The organism is Fischerella sp. JS2 (assembly GCF_032393985.1).
Classification (GTDB): domain Bacteria; phylum Cyanobacteriota; class Cyanobacteriia; order Cyanobacteriales; family Nostocaceae; genus Fischerella.
The window spans coordinates 144,814-165,611 of the sequence record NZ_CP135918.1 but is presented as its reverse complement, the minus strand read 5'-3'; the positions used below and the strand labels follow the sequence as shown (position 1 = coordinate 165,611).

Here is a 20,798-nt window from a genome sequence, read left to right as displayed (position 1 = left end):
CAAAGCCTAAAAGTTTTCTTTGAGACGTGAGATATTTTTTCGATTGCTAAAATTAATGGAAATTTGGTTATTTTATACAGTTTTTCAGATTGCAAAAATGATTACAGTCACTTTCTTTAACGAATTTTTACTGAGAAAAAGAGAAAATTTCTAATGATATAGGCAAAAGGGGCGATCGCTACAGCAGGAGAAATTTATATAATTTTCAGGTAATTCTCACCTCAATAGCTTAATTTCTAAAGTTATCGGGAGTCCATTCCTAAACAATGTGTCGTTTATTAGCCTACCTTGGTTCACCAGTTTCTCTAGAACCTCTGTTGTATGAACCAGAACACTCGCTCATAGTCCAGAGCTATCAACCCCGCGAAATGCTGTCTGGAGTGGTTAACGCCGATGGCTTCGGTATAGGTTGGTATCATGTGCAAAAAGATACTAAACCTTTTGTATATAAAAATACGCTACCGATTTGGAATGATATTAATCTACCCAATCTCAGCCGTTATGTGGAGTCAGGGTGTATTCTTTCCTATGTTCGCAGCGCTACTCTAGGTCAAGCACTTGATTTGAGTAATTGTCAGCCATGTCAGTATCAGCGTTTGTTATACATTCACAACGGTTACATTGAAAATTTTCGGCAGACACTATATGTACCGATTCGCAAGCAGCTAAATGATGAAATTTCTCAATGGGTGAGTGGAACTACTGATTCCGAGCATATCTTTGCTTTGCTGCTGTCTCTATGGCAGGAAAACTCAGGTAAAACTCTGGAACAGGCTCTACACACAACTCTGCTAAAACTTGCAGAGATGGCGCTCACTCATCAAACCCACGCCTCAGCCAACGTAATTATCAGTAATGGAAATCGTCTTGTTGCTTCTCGCTTTAGCACAAAATCACCTGCTCCCTCGCTTTACTGGACAGCTGACGATCCAACTTTCCCCGATGCCGTCATCTTAGCTTCAGAACCATTATTTGCAGGTAATTGGACTCCTTGTCCAGAAAATAGCATTATCAGTGTGGGAGAAGACTGTGATCTCAGAATTGAGCAAATCTAGTTTCAAACAGACAATTTTTCAGGCTTTTACTCAGTGTCGTACCAAAACTCTAACTTTGTTTGAGAATATAGACGAAGTTACCTTTTGCCATCAGGCTCATCCTGATTTTAGTCCTGTGGGTTGGCATTTGGGACATATTGCTTACACAGAATCTTTGTGGTTACTAGAACGAAGTGCAGGTTTACCCTGTATGTTTCCCCAATATCGCAAGCTGTTTGCTGCTGATGGCTTGCCTAAATGCGATCGCGTCAAATTACCCAATTTAGAGGAAATCCGTTACTACCTAGACATAGTCAGAGAAAGAGTCTTCGATTACTTAGAAGTAGCGGATTTAGAAACAGAAGCACCTTTGTGGCGCTTTTTACTTCAGCACGAAAGCCAACACAGCGAAATTATTTGTTTCATATTGGAAATGTGCAAGCTGGAAGATAGGAAAATGGGAAATTGTGGAGAATATAATTATAAGTCCTCCCCACCTCCCCCCCTCCCCATTGCCTCCAATCCCCAACGCCTCTTTCTTTATGCCGGGAAACCCTTACTTTACAGAAGCCGAGTAAAGCGCGTCTACGGCAATCGCTCATGGGGGAAACCCCCTGCGTTCCCGTCGTTGCCTCACCACCGCACTGGCTCCTCCAAGGGAGGAGTGGGGGCCCCGAGTTCCCCACCTCCTCATTTCCCCATCACTCCATCCCCCCATCCCCTCGAAGAGATGATCCAAATCCCAGCTGGCGAATTTGAGATGGGTAACGATTCACCAGATGCCTTGGATAACGAACGTCCTGCTCACATGGTATATCTAGACACATACTATATTGACCGTTTCCCTGTCACCTGTGGACAATATCGGGCATTTATGGCAGCAGGAGGTTATGAAAATCTGCGTTGGTGGTCAAAGGCTGGCTGGGAATGGTTGCAAGCGGCAAAAGTAACACGACCTCTGTACTGGTATGAAGATTTAACCTGGGAAAATCACCCAGTTTGTGGTGTTAGTTGGTACGAAGCAGAAGCCTACGCCCAGTTTGTCGGTAAGCGCTTACCTACAGAAGCCGAATGGGAAAAAGCAGCTAGCTGGGATGCGAGAACTAATCAGCGTCGCACTTATGCTTGGGGAGACGCACAACCAACACCAGAACATTGCAATCACAATCAGAAAATGGGCAAAACAACACCAGTAAATGCCTATCCTGCTGGACAAAGCCTTTATGGTTTGTATGATACTTTAGGCAATGTCTGGGAATGGACAGCTACCTGGTTTGATGGCTATAAAGGCTTCCAGTATTACCCTTATATTGGGTACTCCCAAGTTTATTTTGACCGTCAACATCGCGTTTTAAAAGGCGGTAGTTGGGCAACTCGTCCTTGGGCACTACGTTCTAGTTTTCGCAATTGGTATCATCCTGGCGTACAGCAAGTTTTGGCAGGATTTCGCTGTGCTAAAAGTGACAATATCCTAGCTTGAAAATGGGTATACGGGTATAGGGGTGTAGGGGTGTAGGAGGAGTCAATAACCTGTCAAGTTCATCAGCTTGACAGGTCTGTTTCTTTTAACTAAAACTTCTGAAGGAATAATTTATTGTATATTGGACAAGCGATCGCAGTTCAAAATGAAATTACTCATCTAGAGTGCGATCGCCCCTGACTTTTGCCAGCAGCAAAAAAGAGAGAGTGCGCTAGTGTAGCTAATTTAAGGTAGCATTTGCGCGATCGCTATCAGCCTCTTAAAGGAGGTAAATCCAACTTCTATGTACACGCTAGCCCCATAAACGGGAAGAGAATTAACTCTTCCTAGAGTAAATGTTGGGAATAAGGGGGGTTTTTAGGATTTATGCAAGAGGTTTAACCTATTTATCTGCGATAAGAACCAGGATTTATGTACGTACGATTAGGTGTTCGCAGGACAGTACCGTTAGGTCCTTTGTAAACATCATAACGAACACCGTTATAGAGAGTGCGACCATTGGGACCCTTTACTACGTTACGATTTACACCATTGTAAATAACAGTGCCATTTGATCCCTTATATACATTGCGGTTGACACCGTCAACAACAACACGACCATTGGGGCCTTTTACTACGTTACGATTTACACCGTCATAGATGACACCACCATTTGGGCCTTGGTAGAAATCACGTCTTTGGCCGTTGACATAGACAGCACCATTGGGGCTCTGATAAACTGTCGGTTCTGCATGAACCATAGTAGGAATAGCGGTTACGCCAAGGGCAAGGGCAGAAGCAAAAATTAGATATGAGCGTTTTAAATTCAACATAGTATCACTCCTCATTGATCAGTGAACATTTTGATTAAGTAGAGCAGCCTAAATAAACCTACTTTGCCATGATCATAGGTAGTATTTAGTAATTAGTAATTCAATACTACCTACTAGAATATACTATTTACTCAGTATACTTAATATTCGCTCAGCGATTAAATTGTTGACGACGTGAGCGTTTACTTTCACGCATTTGTTGTAGTTGCTGCCTTTGTTCAGGAGTCAAAACAGCATCTATTTGGGATTTTTGAGATTTCATAATTTGCCGCATTTGGGCTTTCTGGTCTTCAGTAAGATTGAGGGAGGCTTTTATGTTGCGTCTATCTTGACGGTTTGCTTGACGGTTTTGTCTTGCATTTGCAAGTTGTTCCCGTTGCTGTGGGGTGAGAACTGCATCCATTTTAGCCTTTGTATTGCGGCGAATTTCTGCAATTTGGGCTTTTTGTGCTTCTGTTAGCCCTAAATTTTGGAGTGGGCCTTTACCTTGAGGAACTTGCGCTACTAGAAAAGGAGATGAGGTTGTTTGTGCTTGAACTGCAAAGGGAAGAGCAGTTAAACTGAGGGCAACAGCACCAGCAAGCAGTGATAATTTTTTGAGTGTCATTTGTGGGTCTCTAGCTTTTTGTTGTGTTTCTTGATCTCCATATTACGAAGTGATATTTAACAGTCACATGAGGAGAAAGTCATGTGTAACCCATGACTTAAGTCATGTTTATTACGTGACAATTAATATAATGTGAACTCACATAAATCTATTTACAATTAGTTCTAGTTGAAGTCCAAACTAATAACATATAAAAAGATCTCTTGTCTTTTCCCCTATACCCCCACCCCTACACTCATTTTTATAGGAGGTATATTTTTGTGAGTAGACCAATTAATGTTAGCAATCATCCTTTTCGGTTTTTACTTTATTTGGAGTGGATATTACTAATTATTTCTGCATTTGCTGTTTTAATACCTTCTCATTTTCAACGTTTTAACAATCAGTCTATAGAGTTAACAATTCTTAGTTTGCTTATTTTTGGTTTAATGGGCTTGAGTTTACCTACCAATAATAAAAAAATTAAGGTATTTTACACGATTCTAGAAGTAATTTTAATTATATTTATTTCCTTTTACAACACTAAACCATCGGGAAGATTTTTCCCGTTTCTATACTTAGTTTTAGTAACTCGTAGCTGTTTTATTTTTCAAATCCAAGGTCGTTTAATTGTTACGGCTTTATCTTTTGTATTATTTATGATTTCTTTATCACAAAGGAAACCTCCTCGTTCACCAGTACAAATAGCACCATTTATCCAAGAGAGATTTTTATTTTATAACTTCGTTGTTGCTTTATTATTTGGATTAGCATTGGTGTTTGTATTAATGTTAATGAATACAATTTTATCTGAAAGAAAAAGTCGGGAGGAACTAGCTATTGCTAATGAAAAATTACGTCAATATGCTTTAAAAATAGAAAATCAAGCAACTTTGGAAGAACGTAATCGTATTGCCCGAGAAATTCATGATTCTTTAGGACATTCTTTGACTGCTTTAAATTTACAATTAGAAACCGCTCAGAAATTATGGCAATCTAATCCGGAAAAAGCGAAAACATTTTTAGCAAGAGCAAAAGAATTAGGTTCAAAAGCACTACAAGATGTCCGACAATCAGTTTCTACTATGCGTTCTCATCCATTACAAGAACAATCTTTAGAACAGGCGATCGCTAATCTGGCAGAAAATATGCAGCGTACAACTGGAATCTTACCAATTCTCAAAATTGATTTACCTTATCCTATTTCTGCTGAGATTAGCACACCTATTTATCGAATTATTCAAGAATCATTTACAAATATTTGTAAATACGCTCAAGCGACAAAAGTTAAACTGGAATTGATGACGACAGATACAACTTTATATTTACTAATTGAGGATAATGGTAAAGGTTTTGATTTAGGTCAAAATACAACAGGTTTTGGACAGCAAAGTATGCGCGATCGCACTTTAGCATTAGGTGGAAAATTTAATATTCACAGTACTCCTGGTTCTGGTTGTCAAATTCAAGTTGAGATCCCGTTACTGAGGTATAGGCAATGATTACAGTCTTGCTGGTAGATGATCAAAATTTAATTCGTCAAGGATTAAAAGCATTATTAGAACTAGAACCAGATTTAGAAATTGTTGGAGAAGCAGAAAACGGAGAGGCTGCTATTAATTTGATTGAAAATTTACATCCAGATGTGGTGTTAATGGATATTAGAATGCCAATTATGGATGGAGTTGCAGCCACACGAGAAATTCACAAGCGTTTCCCTAACATACAGACTTTAGTATTAACAACTTTTGATAATGATGAATATGTAACAGCAGCATTACAAAATGGTGCAATGGGCTATTTACTCAAAGACACTCCTTCCGAAGAATTAGCTGTTGCTATCCGTGCTGTGCATAAAGGATATACTCAATTAGGCCCAGGCATCGTTAAAAAACTTTTAACTCAATTTCCACCAGTTGTACCCAATAACTCCCCATCTCCGCCACCAAGTTTAGCTGATCTGACTCCCAGAGAAAAAGAGGTTTTGCGGCTAATCGCTACTGGTGCTACTAATAAAGAAATTGCCCAACAACTCTATATTTCCGAAGGCACAGTCAAAAATCATGTCACTAATATTTTAAATCGCTTAAATTTACGCGATCGCACCCAAGCAGCAATCTTTGCCAACTCATTTTTATCTTATTTAAACTAGGGTAAATTTATGATCATTTTACCCGCCTCATTTTCTCTTGCTTTAAAATCACAAGAGGATCTTTGACAGCAGTAATTGCTTCTGGGCGGAATTGTAATGAGGGATTTTGCAAAATTTTTAGCGCTTTTTCCAAATAAGAGATAGTTGTATTTATTTCTTTTATAGATAATTGACTAAGATTTTCTTGCCAACTCGAACTAATATCACCCAAAGCATAAGCTGCACTGTGACGAACAGTTTGATCGGTGTCTTGTAAACGAGTAACTAAAGCAGGTACAGCTGGTGTTGCTGCTTTACCGATACTACCTAAAGCAGAGATAACATTTACTCGCATCCAAGCATCTTTATCCTCTAACTTTTTCATCAGGGCAGGTACAGCAGATGCTGCATCTTTTCCCATAGCGCGTAAAATATGAGCTGCACCGTAACGTTCTTGTTGATTCTTGCTATCTAAACCAACTACTATGTAAGGCACATAGGCTTGTCTACCCATTTTAGCGATCGCTCGGACTGCATGGGAACGAACAGTCGCATCTTTATCATCAATTGCCCGCATCAAGGCAGGTATGGCTTGGGCTGCATTAGGGCCAATTTTAGCGATAATTACTAAAGCACTGGTACGTACTTGCGGATCACTATCTTGTAAAGCTGTAATTAAAGCGGGAACAGCAGGCTTACCCACTCTTGCTAAATAATCTATGACAGCAGTACGCTGTTGGGGGTTCTTTAAGCGTTGGATATAGGAGTTGATTTGCGTCTGGCTTTGTGACTGTGCTGAAGTTGTGTTGATAATTAGTAAAGGTGATGAAATACAGATGAAAGCGATCGCGATTTGGGAAGCTATGACTTTTAAGCGCAGTTTGTGAGTAAATCTAGTCACAAGCATGATTTTGGCAATTTAATTCTCAGATGAAACAGACAAAGCCCTGAAAAAATTGGTTCCACCTTCAAAGCAGAAAGTATAGTGTACGCCTGATGTGAATTGAGTAGAGAACAAAAATCATGTTTTAAAATCGAACACAGATGGACACCGATACACACCGATGAAAAAAAGACAGCCAACGCAAAAACGATCCGTATGCATCCGTGTTCATCGGTGTACCCTGCCTTAAGCCCTTCGGGTACTCTACCTTGAAGCCTATGAGCGCGTCTACGATAATTCTTACCTCTGCCACTTCGCCACAATCTCAAAAAACTCGACCACAGATGCACACCGATGCAGATAGATTTTGGTGATTGCTGGTTTTTTCTTCATTACTCATTGTCATCAATATATACTACTATTTAAACAACTCTAGACATTCTTCTCTCAAAAGTCCTTTTTTAACTTGAATTTTTCTAAAACTTTTAGCAATAATCTCTTCGCAAGATATTTCAATTTGTGATTGATTTACCGATATTAAATCTTGAATCGAAGCACCATAAATAATTTCTGATATACCAGTCCAAACACAAGCGGTTGCACACATTGGACAAGGTTCACCAGTTGTATATATACTATAGCCTTTCAAAGAATAATTCTGAAGTTTTGCAGTTAAACTGCGAATAACATTAATTTCTGCATGAGCGGATGGATCATTATCTCGCTTCACGGTGTTATGAGCAACAGCAACCACTTCTTTATCTTTAACAATTACAGCCCCATAAGGTGCATCTCCTTTCTTTGCTTCTGTTATGGCTAAACGCATCAAATCTTCTGGAGTCATATAATTGAGATATAATTTATGGGTTTGAAAGGGTATTTAATCAGTATATATCAATCTGATTGTAGTTGTTAATATGACTTTTTATACGAACCACAAAGGACACAAAGGACACGAAGAATTTAGGGCAAAAAGAAGAGTTTTTATGTTGTTGACGAAAGAGAAAACTGCTTTTTATCTTGCAGATTTGGAAACACCTGTAGGTAAAGTAATTAATTTAACTATTGCTGGATTGGTTTTATTATCTTCAGGAATTTTTGTAGCAGAAACTTATAATATACCTGATATTTTTAGGTTTAACTTAAACATATTAGATAATATTATTTTAGTTATTTTTGCTTTGGAATATTTTCTGCGTTTGTGGAGTGCTGAAGATAAAGTTAAGTATGTTTTGAGTTTTTATTCAATCATTGATTTAATCGCAATTTTACCCTCTTTTTTAGGCGCGATTGATATTAGTTTTCTGCGTTTATTACGTTGGTTCAGAATACTAAGGCTAATTAGGTTTATCGACAAAAAATATTTATTTGGTGTCAGCAATGAAGATGGTGTGATTTTTGCGAGAATTTTGTTTACTCTGTTTGCAATTATCTTTGTATATTCTGGCTTAATTTATCAAGTTGAGCATCCTGTCAACTCAAAAGTTTTTACTACTTTTTTAGATGCTTTTTATTTTTCAGTTGTGACGATGACGACTGTAGGTTTTGGCGATGTTACTCCCACTTCAGAGTTAGGCCGTTTGCTGACAGTTTTAATGATTTTAACAGGTATTGCGCTCATTCCTTGGCAAGTGGGTGATTTAATTAAACGCTTAGTAAAAACTGCTAATCAAGTAGAAACTGTTTGTCCTGGATGCGGTTTAGCTTTTCATGATGCTGATGCGGTATTTTGTAAAAGTTGCGGCACAAAATTGTATAAAAATTCACAATCTCAAATGAAATGAAAAAATATTTCTTTATAACCCGAGAAAGAAGTATTCTGAGTTGATTTAGCTTAGCCTAATTAAGAAACAACCGAATTTGTCAGTGAATACAGAATTCAAAAAATGCATCTACTCCGCCTTACCACTTATTTAATCAATGTTTTGATTTTTGGTGCTGCTGGCAATTTTGTACTCAGTTTTCCTGCTAACTTTCAAGTTAATTTCTCAAGTAATCAGGTATTGGCTAAGCAGTATCGGAAAATGCAAGGCTTAGAAAGAATAGTATTTTCTGAAATTCCAACGCCTTATGTCAATTTTCCGGAAGAGATATTTCCAGAGGTTAAATTTTCAGAAATTACATGTTCAAAAATCCGCGTTCAGGAAAATAAAGACTTAACGATAATTACTTTGCCAGTTGATATTTTATTCGTCTCTGGGAAAGATCAAGTTCGTCCAAAGGCAGATAAAGTACTCACTCAAGTTAGTCAGTTTATTACCAATCACTATCCTCATACTTGGTTGCAAGTCTTAGGACATACTGATTCTGTAGGTAGTGAAGGTGATAATCTCAAATTATCGGAACAACAAGCATTAGCAGTACAAAGTTGGTTAAGTCAAAAAGGTGGTATTGATATTTCTTTGATCACCAAACAAGGCTACGGTGAAACTCAACCGATCGCACCCAATAACAATTCTGATGGTTCTGATAACCCAGTGGGACGACGAAACAACCGCCGCATTGAAATTGTCATCCAGAAAAAGGCAGATCACGTCTAAAAAGCGATCATTATCTATTAACAAGAAATACTTTGACTTCCTTTAAGGAATTCACTGCTACAAAGTTGAAGTGTAAGCGGTAGGATGTCAATGGCTTATTTGACAGTATAAATATGTCTCAAGTTCTTTACGTAAATTCTCTTGTTGGCAATGATAGCGCTAGTGGTTTACCACAAGCACCTTTAAAAACTATTACACAAGCCCTCAAAAAAGCTACCTCCGGTACACAGATTCAACTAGCAGATGGTAGTTATAACGCTGCTGGGGGGGAAGTCTTTCCCTTGTCGGTTCCGGGTGGAGTCTCAATAGTAGGTAATGAAGCTAACAAAGGCAGTAGTATTTTAATTGAAGGCAGTGGACAGTACCTCAGTCGTACCTTTGCTGCTCAGAATGTCACATTTGTACTAGACAATAGTGCTGAACTCAAGGGTGTAACTGTAACTAATTCCGCTACCCGTGGTAGTGGCGTCTGGGTAGAATCTACCAGTCCTACTGTTGCCAACTGCACTTTTACAAAATGTAAGCGAGAAGGAGTGTTTGTAACTGGCGACGGGAACCCAGTAATCCGCAACAATCAATTTATAGAAAACGCTGCTAATGGGATTGCGATCGCCAAGAATGCCAAAGGTGAGATTCAAGGTAATACATGCATCAATACAGGTTTTGGCATTGCCATTAGTGATACGGCTTCTCCCAAACTAGTAGATAATAAAATTTCCGAAAATCGTTCTGGTATCGTCATCTCTGGTAGCGCCCGTCCGATACTACGTAATAATATCTGCGAAAGAAACACTCAAGATGGCTTGACGGTAATTGCCAATGCTTTACCAGATATTGGCAGTATCAATAACCCAGGGGGTAATATTTTTCGCAGTAACGGACAATTTGATCTCCAAAATGCCAGTTCCAACAAACTCACTTCTGCTGGAAATCAAATAGATCCATCAAAAACCAAGGGTTTAATTGAGTTTCTTGATAATCAAGTTCCTACGCCAATCCCAAATCCAACCCCCAATCCAACCCCAAATCCAACTCCCAATCCAACACCTACGCCGCAACCTGAACCTGAACCATTTCCTGATCCGACACCGACTCCACTACCAACTCCAACTCCAAATCCAACTCCAACACCTACTCCCAACGACTTAACTGATATTAACAATCATTGGGCAGTTGCCTTTATCCGGGAATTAGTGAAGTTGGAAATCATCAAGGGTTTTCCTGACCGCACATTTAGACCAGATGCGACAATGACAAGAGCGCAGTATGCCGCGTTAATAGTCAAAGCTTTTAACCCTAGTGCCAAACGCCAAGCAATCAAATTTAAGGATGTAGCGCAGGACTTTTGGGCAAATAAAGTCATTCAACAAGCTTATCAAGGACAATTTCTCTCCGGTTATCCCGATAATACTTTCCGTCCTAATGATAATATCCAGCGTGTACAAGTTATCGTTTCGCTGGTGAATGGACTAGGTTTAACCGCTAGTGGTAATAAAACTCTCAAACCCTACGATGATCAAACAAAAATTCCTGAATATGCCAAAGATGAGGTAATTGTCGCCAGCGAAAAACAAATTATTGTTAACTATCCCAAAGTTAAGCAACTCAATCCCACTCGCGAAGCTACACGCGCAGAGGTGGTGGCAATGGTGTATCAAGCGTTAGTTGATGCTGATCGTGTAGCAGAGATCGACTCGCCTTATATTGTGGTTGCTTAGCCTTAGACTTCCAATCTGAGGGCAATTATAGCGGTTTTCTATTGCGGAAAATACGGCTCTTTCGTAGGTTAGCACGATTGCGCTAACCTACTGTGTGTTGTATTTAAACGGGAACTCTATATATTTGAACGATTGCGATCGCTTTGAGGATTTGAGACTCAACTACAAGATTTTGATACTCATCAATGAAGTTTTGCAACTCGATTACGAGGTTCCAATACTCGTTAATGGAGTTTTAAGACTGGACGACTAAGTTCTGATACTCATTAATGAGACTGTGAGACTCAACTACGAGGTTCCAATACTCGTAAATAAAGTTCTCATACTCGTTAATGAGCATCTAATACTCAATAATGAGAATTTCATACTAATCAATGAAGTTTAGATACTTGTCGACTAAGTTTTGATGATCATCAACAGATTTTTTTACGTTAAATACTATGTCTTTAACATAATAAATATGTCTACAGCCAGTTTTATAAATAAATTTCTGGCACTCTCAGCAGATCGGAATCATTATAAACAAGAATTAAACCGCGTGTAATTCTCGTCGCTGCTATCAATATATCTGCTTATTGTATAGGAGTACCCTTCATTTTTAAATTTGCATGAATTTCACATGCCTTCTCGAGAATTTCTATTTCATCTAACAATAAAACTTTTTGGTATCTAGTAAATAAGTCACTTTTTCTATCTGTCTTCTACTGCTTCATCAAATATCTTGATTTGTTCGGGTGTTAAATCATTTAAAGTACCTGACACAGCTTCTAATACTAGAATACTATCTATCCTGTCTGTTAACTGATTGTCTGGAATTGCCATAAATTCATCCGGAGAAAACTGACTAAACAAGTCTACTAACATGTCTATCATTTCCTGTTTATTTAATTTTACTAAGTATAGACTATTACTTTGAAATAGCTTTTCTACTATTGGTGAGATGCGGTTAATAAGCTCTTGATTGTAACTAGTAATTTCTTGCATAGCTTCCCCCTCAATTTTTATTTCATTTTTCTACTCTAGCAATTACTTGTGTTTCATCCCTTCCATTAATAGAATAGGGCAGACGAAACGCCTACCCCAAAATTCAATATAATTATTCGCGGTTGGTTGGACAACCACCAACAAACAACAACCAACCACTAATTTACAGACGCGATTAATCGCGTCTCTACAACAATCAACAATCAACAACTAACCAATAGCTTTATTTATTTACGTGCGATGCCTCCGTAATGCCAGTGTTGGTATGAGCAGTTTTGCCGTTTTTACCATTGGTATGATTTATATGACCATTACTGTTACGAGGTTGAATTACACCGTAGCCACCGTGGTTGCGTTCATAAATCACGTTAATTTCGCCTGTTTCGCTGTTGCGGAACATGTAAAAATCGTGTCCCACCAGTTGCAGTTGTTCTAAAGCTTCTGTAACAGTCATGGGTGGCATGGCAAAATATTTTGTCCGAACCACTTCTTCTGGTAATTCAGGGGCGCGATTACCAATTAAATCTGTAACTACTGTCTGTTGTACTACTCCTTCAATGTTAGTTTGGGCATGAGTTTTCTTCTCATGACGCCGTTCTTTATATTTACGCAATTGACGGGCAATTTTGTCTGCTACCAAATCTATACTGGCGTACAAGTTCTCGCTACTCTCCTCGGCACGGATGACGTTTCCGTTGGCATAAATTGTAACTTCTGCCGCCTGCTTGGGATTAATTCGGGGATTGCGAGCTACGCTCAAGTGTACATCCACTTCATTTGTGATGTTTTGAAAATGACTCACCGCCTTTTCAATTTTTTGATGTACATATTCTCTAATCGCATCGGTGATTTCAATATTTTTGCCGTGGATGACAAGCTTCATGTAAACTCTCCCGCTCAAAGCTTTTGATGTGTATTTGGTTTGGAGAATAAGATATTGCGGTTAAGATCTATCACTGCCGCTGAAATTGGGAAATTCCTAACGCACTGCTGATGCGACTACCCTAAGCCAAATCTAGCTGAGTACTTGCTCATGTCTAGTGTCATCAATTTAGGAATCTCTGCAATAGCTCCAACTGCAAAAAAGGCTCATGGATATTCACGCAGATATCGTTAGCTTTGCTTTTCCAACACAGGCTGCATTCGCTTTTCATAGACAATAAGCGTCTTATTGTTAGTTTTATCCCTTTTTTCAACAGAAAACAATCGAGTTAGAATCCATCAGCCACTGCATTTATTCTTCTTTTTCTTGGCATGATGGTGATTGTAGAGAATTCCTCCCAACACCATTTGAGGTTATATATTCAAACTAGCATCTTGTATTTTACAAAACCGATTCCCTTTACTTTCCTTTATGATCCTTTGCATAGCTTGAGATTTAGGAGGCAAAGTTGTCATTTTATATACATTTTAATCAGTAACTTAGTGATTTTTTGGTATGAGCCGTAGTATTCCTTCACACAACCGCCGATGTCTACTATATGACCAAGGGCTATTACCATACTTGGATGTATTAGAATGGCAGCGATCGCTACTTCAAGAGCGGATCAAAGATCCCAGTCTAGACGATGTGTTAATCTTGCTAGAACATCCACCTGTATACACTTTGGGGCAAGGAGCTACCCCGGAATTTCTCAAATTTGACCTTAACAATAATACGTATGATGTGTATCGAGTTGAACGAGGCGGAGAGGTTACTTACCATTGTCCAGGTCAACTGGTAGGGTATCCAATTTTAAACTTGCATAGTTATCAAAAAGACTTGCATTGGTACTTGCGACAGTTAGAAGAAGTGTTAATTCGCGCGTTGGCGGTATATGGTTTAGTAGGAGAACGGATTTCTGGTTTTACTGGCGTTTGGGTGGAAGGACGCAAAGTAGCTGCGATCGGTATTAAAGTCAGCCGTTGGATTACTATGCATGGCTTTGCATTAAATGTTTGTCCTGACATGACAGGCTTTGAGCGAATTGTACCCTGTGGCATTGCTGATAAACCTGTGGCTTCTTTAGCCAATTGGATACCGAGTATAACTTGTGATCAATTACGCCACACTGTAGCACAGTCTTTTGCACAAGTATTTGATGTCGAGATAATTAGAGCGCCAGTTCGCCAAATTCCGGGTTAGTGTGGATAATGACGGTACGTTGTACGATATTGAGAAACAGTGACTGGCTTGTGTTAATTCCTGCTCCTCAGGCTAGCAACATCAAGATTTATGTCGTCTAAATTGCGATCGCTTTTCAAAAATCCAGCTTCGATTGGTATCGCTTTATCTTTCTACGCTTTTATTGCAATTGGCATTGCTGAGGGAGGGTTGGGTGTTCTCATCCCCTCTATCCAAGCAACATTCAATCTTACTTCTGCAACCATCACCTTAATTTTTCTCAGCCAAGTTTCTGGTTACGTATTTGCGGCATTAACTAGCAGTTTGCTTAGCAGTCGCATCGGCTTAGCACGATTGCTGTTGCTGGCATCTTTTTGCCTCACCTGCGCCCTTATTACCTATGCTGTTTCTCCGTACTGGTTATTAATGGTTGCAGCAGGCACATTCCTGGGTTTAGGAATTGGCTTGATTGATGCAGGTATTAATACGTACATTGCTAACCACCAAGGTAATGCTGATTTAATGGGTTTACTGCACGCTTTTTATGGCATTGGGGCGTTGCTAGGCCCTGCTGTAGCGACAACCCTGCTAGCAATGAATGTAAATTGGCGGGGTGTTTATTTGGTAATTGCTATTATTGTTGGTTTGACAGTGTTGAGTATGCTATGGGCTGTTGTGTCTAACTATAGACCACTTAATCAACGGACTAGTATTACAGACACGAGTGCAACAGCTAATTTAAGTCTTGCTTTGAGAACACCTACAGTATTATTGGCAGGGTTGTTATTGCTAGTCTATGTAGGTACGGAGGCCTCAGTTGGTAACTGGGCTTACAGCGTTCAGACAGTCAGCCGAGGTACGCCGGAAATACTTGCAGGCTACAGTGTCAGTGCCTATTGGCTGGGGCTAACTTTAGGACGTTTAGCTACAGGGCGTGTCGTGAGGTATTTGGGTGCTGCCCGTACTTTGGATAGTGCTTTGATGTTGCTAGGAGTAAGTTTAACTGCTTGGTGGTTGCTACCGAAACAATTACTTAGTTTACCGATGATTGGGTTTGCTTTGGCTCCCATTTTCCCCATGACAATTTGGTTAATGCCGCAACGAATACCTGCTGCAATTGTGCCAGCAGGAATTGGTTTTATGACAAGCGTTGCTAGTTTGGGGGCTGCGGGAATTCCGGCGGGTGTTGGCGCTGTTGCAGCGCGTGCCGGTTTAGGAATTATTCCAGTTTTGATGATTCCTCTGGTGGTGATCATGGTGATTTTGCACCGTTGGCTAGTGGGGCGATCGCCCGCGAACTAGAGTTGATGCGATTTACTTCTTCCAAGGAAGCTTAGTTCCCATTTCAGTCATGGCTGAGAAGATAAGATAGGCAACGAGTACACCCACGCCAAGTAGGAAAAGCACAAAGTCGTGATTCATATTTATGAAGAGTAATAGTCACAATTGTTAGATTACCTACATCTTAATGCGGATGCGATCGCTTATCTTCTCAAAACAACAACACCCAAAATTCTACTAGCTAAGTTATTTCCTCCCTTTGGTGATACTAATTAGGGTTGAACCGAGAATAATTACACACGCGCCATGCAATTCAAACCAGTTACATTACCCTCGACACTACTACTTTGAGGAAATGTTAGTGTTCGCTTTGGGTGTTGTTGTTACTTGACGAGACAGATGTTTAAACAGCGTTATTTACCTCTTAACTAAGTTGAACTTTTGAACTCAAGGCTGTTGTGGTCTGCCAGGGAAGCTTTACAGCTTCAATTATTAATCTATCATTCCTGATGATAGGTGAATCAGGTATGAAACTAAACTTTACTTTTTCCTCTAGTCAACCACATAAGTTTTGAGGGGTGGCGAGGGGTCAGATTCCCGACTTTTAAAAAAGTCGGGAATCTAGCAATCAATACATTTGTATCTAATTATTTTTTACATAAAAATAGAAATAAGGAGAGGAGATAAACTAAGTGTAAAACCTTAGTTATATCTACTCACCTTAGTTTTCAGGCTAACGCTCTTACTGTATATCTCTCTTCTTTTGTATACGCATAAATATACAAATAACACAGTAAAATTACTGGTATTTGTATGAAGTATATAAAAAGCAGTAACGATTATCCCTATGCCATGTGAAATGCACTTAGCACTTAATACCTATTCAGAAAATGTTTGTGACAGATAACCTGCAAGTCCGGAGTGTTGTGACTTGGTTGCAAACCCAATACTCATGCAGCCTCTGAGGTTATTCCCATACTACTTAAGTAAGCATTGGCAAAAAATAAACTTTATATCATCAGATAGTAGAACGATAAAGAAGCGATCGCTAAATTTTTAATACAATACTTAGTTTCATTAAGGATGACAATGGAAAATTTTTCAGAGCTACTGTGCTGCTTATGACTCCTGAATCTTGAGTTTTGCTGCTAGGCAGTTAAGTAGTTCAAAATTATTGGTAAGTGAGATTAACAGTATAAAATATCTACTAAGTAACTTATTTAGCCTCAGTAAATCTATCACGTAAAATCATGAATATTCGTAGTACTAGGTTATATCTCCAAAGATTTCTTTTATATGTTGGCATAGGGTGTGGAATATTGGGTGTAATAAACTCTGACACCGTATATTCCCAAACTAATTCTAGAACTTTTATACGAGTGACAGAAGCCGCAGGTACTTATTTCAAAAGACGGGTTAACTGGTTTAGGCAATCACCACAAATTACATCAAACCTACAGAGGTGTCGAGTTGAACTTAATGATGAAATTACGATCTCATCATACCGAAATCCAGTAGGTCTGCAACCGATTCGAGAGCGTAATACCAACTCTATTTATTTCGGTAACATTGAGTATCCTCAAGATTACTGGGAAGTAACTTTACAGAATCCCAATGGTTGCCGAAATCAGGAAAACGCAAGTACTGGTCCCTGGTTTGTTTATAAAAATCATGTACAAATATTACAAGCTCCTCAGTAGTGAAGTAGGGAGATGGGGTGATGGGGTGATGGGGAGTGTGAGGGATGTGTAGACGCGCACTGCGCGGCTTAAGGTAAGGGTGGAGTAAGTGTGAAACAACCACTAACCACAAACAACTAACAACCAACAACTAACTACTTACGTGTATACCGATGCTTCACTCCTACTGGGAAATACTCTGGATCGCCTGTTGGTATTAGTGTAATTTGTGGTGTTTGATACTCTGGGGGAACGTAGTTAGCAAATTCAGTGTTGAGGCGCAAAAGTTGGGTGAGAATCGAACCTGCTACGGTTTGCGTTCTTGCAACACTAGCTTCTTCTCCCGGTGCTAATTCTACCACCACAGACAAATATCGGTTCTTGTCTGTATCCTCTTTTACCTGCATAACAAATTTACCTGTTACCCAATCTTTAATTTCTGCCTGTTCTAATCCCACAGTTACATTTTCTGGGTAAATATTTGCACCAAAATAGGAAACTGTAAAGTTAGAGCGTCCGAAAACGTAAACAAAAGGCAAAGGACGCACACCTCTACTACCATGAGCTTGCAATTCAGTTACTGGGTGACAATTATACTGTGCCAAAAACTTGAGCATGGCATCGTAAGTAATTATGCCACCAGTATCCAAGATGTTGTAACGCACTAAGGGAATACCGTTATCTCCAGAAAACACTAATGCTCCTTCTTTGACTTCAAAAAAGCGGGTGATTGGGTCATACTGTACGAGGGTGGGTAAACGAGATTCCCCAAATAAAGTCCGCGCTGCTTCTGGATTTGCTGCTAAAAAACGACGAATACAGACACTTAAGGGTGTTTCGTTGCCTAATACACCTGCATCTGCTGTGCCGTAGAGTGATGCACAGTCATAGCAAAGATGTTGACAACCAACCCTTTCCCCTACCAAACTGCGCCATTCCTCACTAAATACTTCTCCTGCCATTACCAATTTAATTTGATACTGCTGCCATTCGATCCCACGAGCAATACCAGTATCAATTACATCTTTGAGAAAAGGTGGGTATCCCAATAGCACAACCTGATCAAAAGCATTACCAAGTGCCTGTACTACGCGAAGAATTTCTTCTTTATTATTACCTGGGGTAATTACCGTAATTGGATAACCTTTGCTAGCAAGATAGCGACAGCAATTGGTAGTATACATTCCACCTACCCAAGTTCCCAAAGTGAAACAAATCACAGCTAAGGTGCGTCTAGTGTCAGCAGCAAAACTATCGTGAAATATCTGTTCAAAGCGTATGGCAATTTGCAATTCATCTGTGAAAAAACGGGGCCAAAAAGTTGGTTTTCCCGTTGAACCAGAAGAAACTGCAATCATGTCACAGCTAGAAAGCTGTCCGTAACGGCATAAGTTAGCTAATGGATAACGCAGTAGATAATTTTCTTTAGTAATTAACGGCAGGGTTTGGAAATCTGTAAAACTTTGGATGGAATCAGGATTTATTGCTTGTTCTGCTAAGAAGTTTTTATATGCAGGTACACTAGTAGCTACATCATGAAATAATGACAAAACACTAGATTCGCCTTCAGTGTTGAGATGCTGTTGTATAAGTGTATCTAAAGGAGTATGTAAAAAATCTGCATATACCTTAACTGCTCGTTGCCGTTGTGATTCAGTATTCATAATATTTTGTTGATGATTGATTTTTCGCTTTCCTAATCTCTCTTCCCAATTTTTAATTTTTAATTTTTAATTGTTTTGTCTCCTCCGTAATCACGGCTATCCTTGTTGTAGCTAATAATAAAACCCTTTACCAATTCTTCAGCACCATGCAAGTCTATTGCAGTAAACAACACGCCAATAATAGGAGTAACCGTTTTTGTACTCAGTGTGGTGAACCTTTGCCTATTCATCAGGGAGAGATTATTGCTAATCGTTATAAAATTATCAAGTTACTTGGACAAGGGGGTTTTGGACGCACTTATTTGGCGGAGGATAGAAAACAATCTGCTAAAACGTGTGTGCTGAAAGAATTTGCTCCCCAAGTAGAAGAAGAGCAAAATTTAAAAAAAGCTAAAGAATTATTCGAGCGCGAAGCTAGTGTATTAAAAAAACTCCAGCATTCGCAAATTCCCCGTTTTCACGCTTCATTACAAGCCAAAATAGGCAATCATGATTTTTTCTTTTTAGTGCAAGACTATGTGGAGGGTGAAAATTACTTAGACTTGCTGGAAGAACGTCTTGCTAAAGGACAAAGTTTTAACGAAGAGGAAGTAATCACACTCCTACAACAAATTTTACCTGTGCTGTCCTACATTCACTCTCAAAATGTAGTTCATCGTGATATTTCTCCTGATAACTTAATTTGCCGACGTTCTGATCAACTGCCAGTTTTAATTGATTTTGGTGGTGTCAAACAATTACCAGCTTCTCAAGGTTTTTGGTTTACCCAAATGGGTGGTATCCGCACAATATTAGGTAAAAAAGGATATGCACCAGAAGAACAGCTACGGCAAGGAAAAGCTTTTCCTAGCAGCGATTTGTACTCATTAGCAGTGACGGCACTGGTATTATTGACGGGAAAAGAACCACAAAAACTTTATGACAGCTATCAGGGTAATTGGTACTGGGGAAAGGAAATCAAAGTCAGCCCCAAGCTAGAAGCTGTGTTAAAAAAAATGCTGGCTTATAAACCAAGCGATCGCTATCAAAACGCCAATCAAGCCCTGAAAGATTTACAATCCCCCGTTCCTATCCCATCTGTCAATCCTTACATCACCAAACTCAAAACAATGGTGGTTGCACCAGGGCGAAAAGGTGTCAAAGCGCTAGCTACGAGATTCCACAACAAAACTCAAGCAATCGCCCAAACCTTACCTATGCCCATTTGGTTGCGTCCTTTCGCTATGAGTATGATCGGCACAACTGTAGTTGCTTTGACTTTTGTCGGTTCTTGGGCGCTAGTCAGTGCCGTAATTCAAGGCGTATCATCAATTACTATTCCTACGATCACTCTCCCCAAATTACCTGATGGTTCCGATTCTCCTACTAAACCAGTGGGGACTCTAGTAACAAAGAAGGAACCCGCATTAGCCAAATTTTAGATCGCCGCACCCGACTACAAATACCAGAAGGATTTTTTATTCAAACAGTCGATCAAATTTTTTATACTAATAATCCAGAGCTTGTAGGACGTTCCCTCACCTCTAACTCTAAAGATGAAGCTTTGCGTCAACAGTGGTACTCTACAGCAGAAAATCTCTTAAAAAAAATAGAACAAGCTAAACTTAGTACCGATGCCCGTCGTCAATTAGGAACTTATAGCCGACGAAATTTACGAACTTGGCAGCAGCAAGCCCAAGACGGAGAGTTCGGTAATTATACAATCGAACAACTCCAGACAGAAACAAATCGAAAATTTGACCGATTATTTCCGGGACAACGACGTAGAAATGCGAAACTGGATGAGAATACATTTGGTCAGATATGGTACGCGATCGCAGCCGATCAAGTAAGTAAACTAGAATCTGCTAATTAGGTAATGGTTAGTGGTTAGTAGTTAGTGGTAAAAAACAACTACTAACT

Annotated in this window: 17 protein-coding genes and 2 pseudogenes; 11 read left to right on the top strand and 8 right to left on the bottom strand. The window is 39.4% G+C overall.

The genetic code is table 11. From position 1 onward, the window contains the following. Positions 1-266: 266 nt before the first annotated feature. Positions 267-1,055 (top strand): ergothioneine biosynthesis protein EgtC, encoded by a 789-nt coding sequence (egtC, locus tag RS893_RS00760; RefSeq protein WP_315789352.1) that lies wholly within the window; start codon positions 267-269, stop codon positions 1,053-1,055. After that, positions 1,030-2,514, top strand: a complete 1,485-nt coding sequence (locus RS893_RS00755; protein ID WP_315789351.1) for an ergothioneine biosynthesis protein EgtB — start codon at positions 1,030-1,032, stop codon at positions 2,512-2,514. Before egtC ends, RS893_RS00755 begins: the two co-directional genes overlap by 26 nt. A 386-nt stretch (positions 2,515-2,900) precedes the next feature. Here the strand turns inward: RS893_RS00755 and RS893_RS00750 are convergent, their stop codons facing one another. Together RS893_RS00750 and RS893_RS00745 are read right to left on the bottom strand one after the other, a co-directional pair. Next, the gene (locus tag RS893_RS00750; protein WP_315789350.1) at positions 2,901-3,341 is read right to left on the bottom strand and encodes a hypothetical protein; all 441 of its coding nucleotides are present in this window, start codon (positions 3,339-3,341) and stop codon (positions 2,901-2,903) included. Between the two features lie 136 nt (positions 3,342-3,477). Beyond that, a complete protein-coding gene (locus RS893_RS00745; RefSeq protein ID WP_315789349.1) occupies positions 3,478-3,933 on the bottom strand; it encodes a Spy/CpxP family protein refolding chaperone in 456 nt (151 codons plus the stop codon). 260 nt (positions 3,934-4,193) lie between these two features. Here RS893_RS00745 and RS893_RS00740 point away from each other — a divergent pair, with 260 nt between their 5' ends. Both RS893_RS00740 and RS893_RS00735 read left to right on the top strand, forming a co-directional pair. Next, positions 4,194-5,414 (top strand): sensor histidine kinase, encoded by a 1,221-nt coding sequence (locus RS893_RS00740; RefSeq protein WP_315789348.1) that lies wholly within the window; start codon positions 4,194-4,196, stop codon positions 5,412-5,414. Beyond that, positions 5,411-6,064 (top strand): response regulator transcription factor, encoded by a 654-nt coding sequence (locus tag RS893_RS00735; protein ID WP_315789347.1) that lies wholly within the window; start codon positions 5,411-5,413, stop codon positions 6,062-6,064. Before RS893_RS00740 ends, RS893_RS00735 begins: the two co-directional genes overlap by 4 nt. A 13-nt stretch (positions 6,065-6,077) precedes the next feature. Here the strand turns inward: RS893_RS00735 and RS893_RS00730 are convergent, their stop codons facing one another. Both RS893_RS00730 and RS893_RS00725 read right to left on the bottom strand, forming a co-directional pair. After that, positions 6,078-6,950 (bottom strand): HEAT repeat domain-containing protein, encoded by an 873-nt coding sequence (locus RS893_RS00730; RefSeq protein WP_315789346.1) that lies wholly within the window; start codon positions 6,948-6,950, stop codon positions 6,078-6,080. A 394-nt stretch (positions 6,951-7,344) separates the two neighbouring features. Next, complete coding sequence (locus tag RS893_RS00725) at positions 7,345-7,770, bottom strand: nucleoside deaminase (protein ID WP_315789345.1); 426 nt, start codon at positions 7,768-7,770, stop codon at positions 7,345-7,347. A gap of 142 nt (positions 7,771-7,912) precedes the next feature. Here RS893_RS00725 and RS893_RS00720 point away from each other — a divergent pair, with 142 nt between their 5' ends. The 3 genes from RS893_RS00720 (at position 7,913) to RS893_RS00710 (ending at position 11,184) form a co-directional block, all read left to right on the top strand. Continuing rightward, positions 7,913-8,710: an ion transporter gene (locus tag RS893_RS00720; protein WP_315792148.1), complete on the top strand. Its 798-nt coding sequence runs from the start codon at positions 7,913-7,915 to the stop codon at positions 8,708-8,710. A 102-nt stretch (positions 8,711-8,812) separates the two neighbouring features. Beyond that, positions 8,813-9,466, top strand: a complete 654-nt coding sequence (locus tag RS893_RS00715; RefSeq protein ID WP_315789344.1) for an OmpA family protein — start codon at positions 8,813-8,815, stop codon at positions 9,464-9,466. A 113-nt stretch (positions 9,467-9,579) separates the two neighbouring features. After that, positions 9,580-11,184, top strand: coding sequence for a DUF1565 domain-containing protein (locus tag RS893_RS00710; RefSeq protein WP_315789342.1), 1,605 nt, complete (start codon positions 9,580-9,582; stop codon positions 11,182-11,184). A 476-nt stretch (positions 11,185-11,660) separates the two neighbouring features. On the opposite strand, the pseudogene RS893_RS00705 reads toward RS893_RS00710, so the two are convergent. From RS893_RS00705 to hpf, 3 genes and pseudogenes are all read right to left on the bottom strand, one after another. Continuing rightward, positions 11,661-11,861 (bottom strand): annotated as a pseudogene (locus tag RS893_RS00705) (PIN domain-containing protein); the annotation flags it as partial. A gap of 13 nt (positions 11,862-11,874) precedes the next feature. Continuing rightward, positions 11,875-12,168, bottom strand: a complete 294-nt coding sequence (locus RS893_RS00700) for a hypothetical protein (protein ID WP_315789341.1) — start codon at positions 12,166-12,168, stop codon at positions 11,875-11,877. Between the two features lie 223 nt (positions 12,169-12,391). Continuing rightward, positions 12,392-13,051 carry a ribosome hibernation-promoting factor, HPF/YfiA family gene (gene hpf, locus RS893_RS00695; protein WP_315789340.1) on the bottom strand — a complete coding sequence of 220 codons (660 nt, stop codon included), beginning with the start codon at positions 13,049-13,051 and terminating at the stop codon, positions 12,392-12,394. 555 nt (positions 13,052-13,606) lie between these two features. Here hpf and lipB point away from each other — a divergent pair. From lipB to RS893_RS00680, 3 genes are all read left to right on the top strand, one after another. Then, positions 13,607-14,293 carry a lipoyl(octanoyl) transferase LipB gene (gene lipB / locus RS893_RS00690; RefSeq protein WP_315789339.1) on the top strand — a complete coding sequence of 229 codons (687 nt, stop codon included), beginning with the start codon at positions 13,607-13,609 and terminating at the stop codon, positions 14,291-14,293. A 90-nt stretch (positions 14,294-14,383) separates the two neighbouring features. Continuing rightward, positions 14,384-15,574 (top strand): MFS transporter, encoded by a 1,191-nt coding sequence (locus RS893_RS00685; protein ID WP_315789338.1) that lies wholly within the window; start codon positions 14,384-14,386, stop codon positions 15,572-15,574. Between the two features lie 1,229 nt (positions 15,575-16,803). Continuing rightward, positions 16,804-17,253, top strand: coding sequence for a hypothetical protein (locus RS893_RS00680; RefSeq protein WP_315789337.1), 450 nt, complete (start codon positions 16,804-16,806; stop codon positions 17,251-17,253). A gap of 134 nt (positions 17,254-17,387) precedes the next feature. Here RS893_RS00680 and RS893_RS00675 read toward each other — a convergent pair whose 3' ends face one another. Beyond that, positions 17,388-18,896, bottom strand: a complete 1,509-nt coding sequence (locus RS893_RS00675) for a phenylacetate--CoA ligase family protein (RefSeq protein ID WP_315789336.1) — start codon at positions 18,894-18,896, stop codon at positions 17,388-17,390. 146 nt (positions 18,897-19,042) lie between these two features. On the opposite strand from RS893_RS00675, the pseudogene RS893_RS00670 reads away from it, so the two are divergent. Next, positions 19,043-20,751, top strand: a pseudogene (locus tag RS893_RS00670) (protein kinase domain-containing protein). The last annotated feature ends 47 nt before the right edge of the window (positions 20,752-20,798 follow it).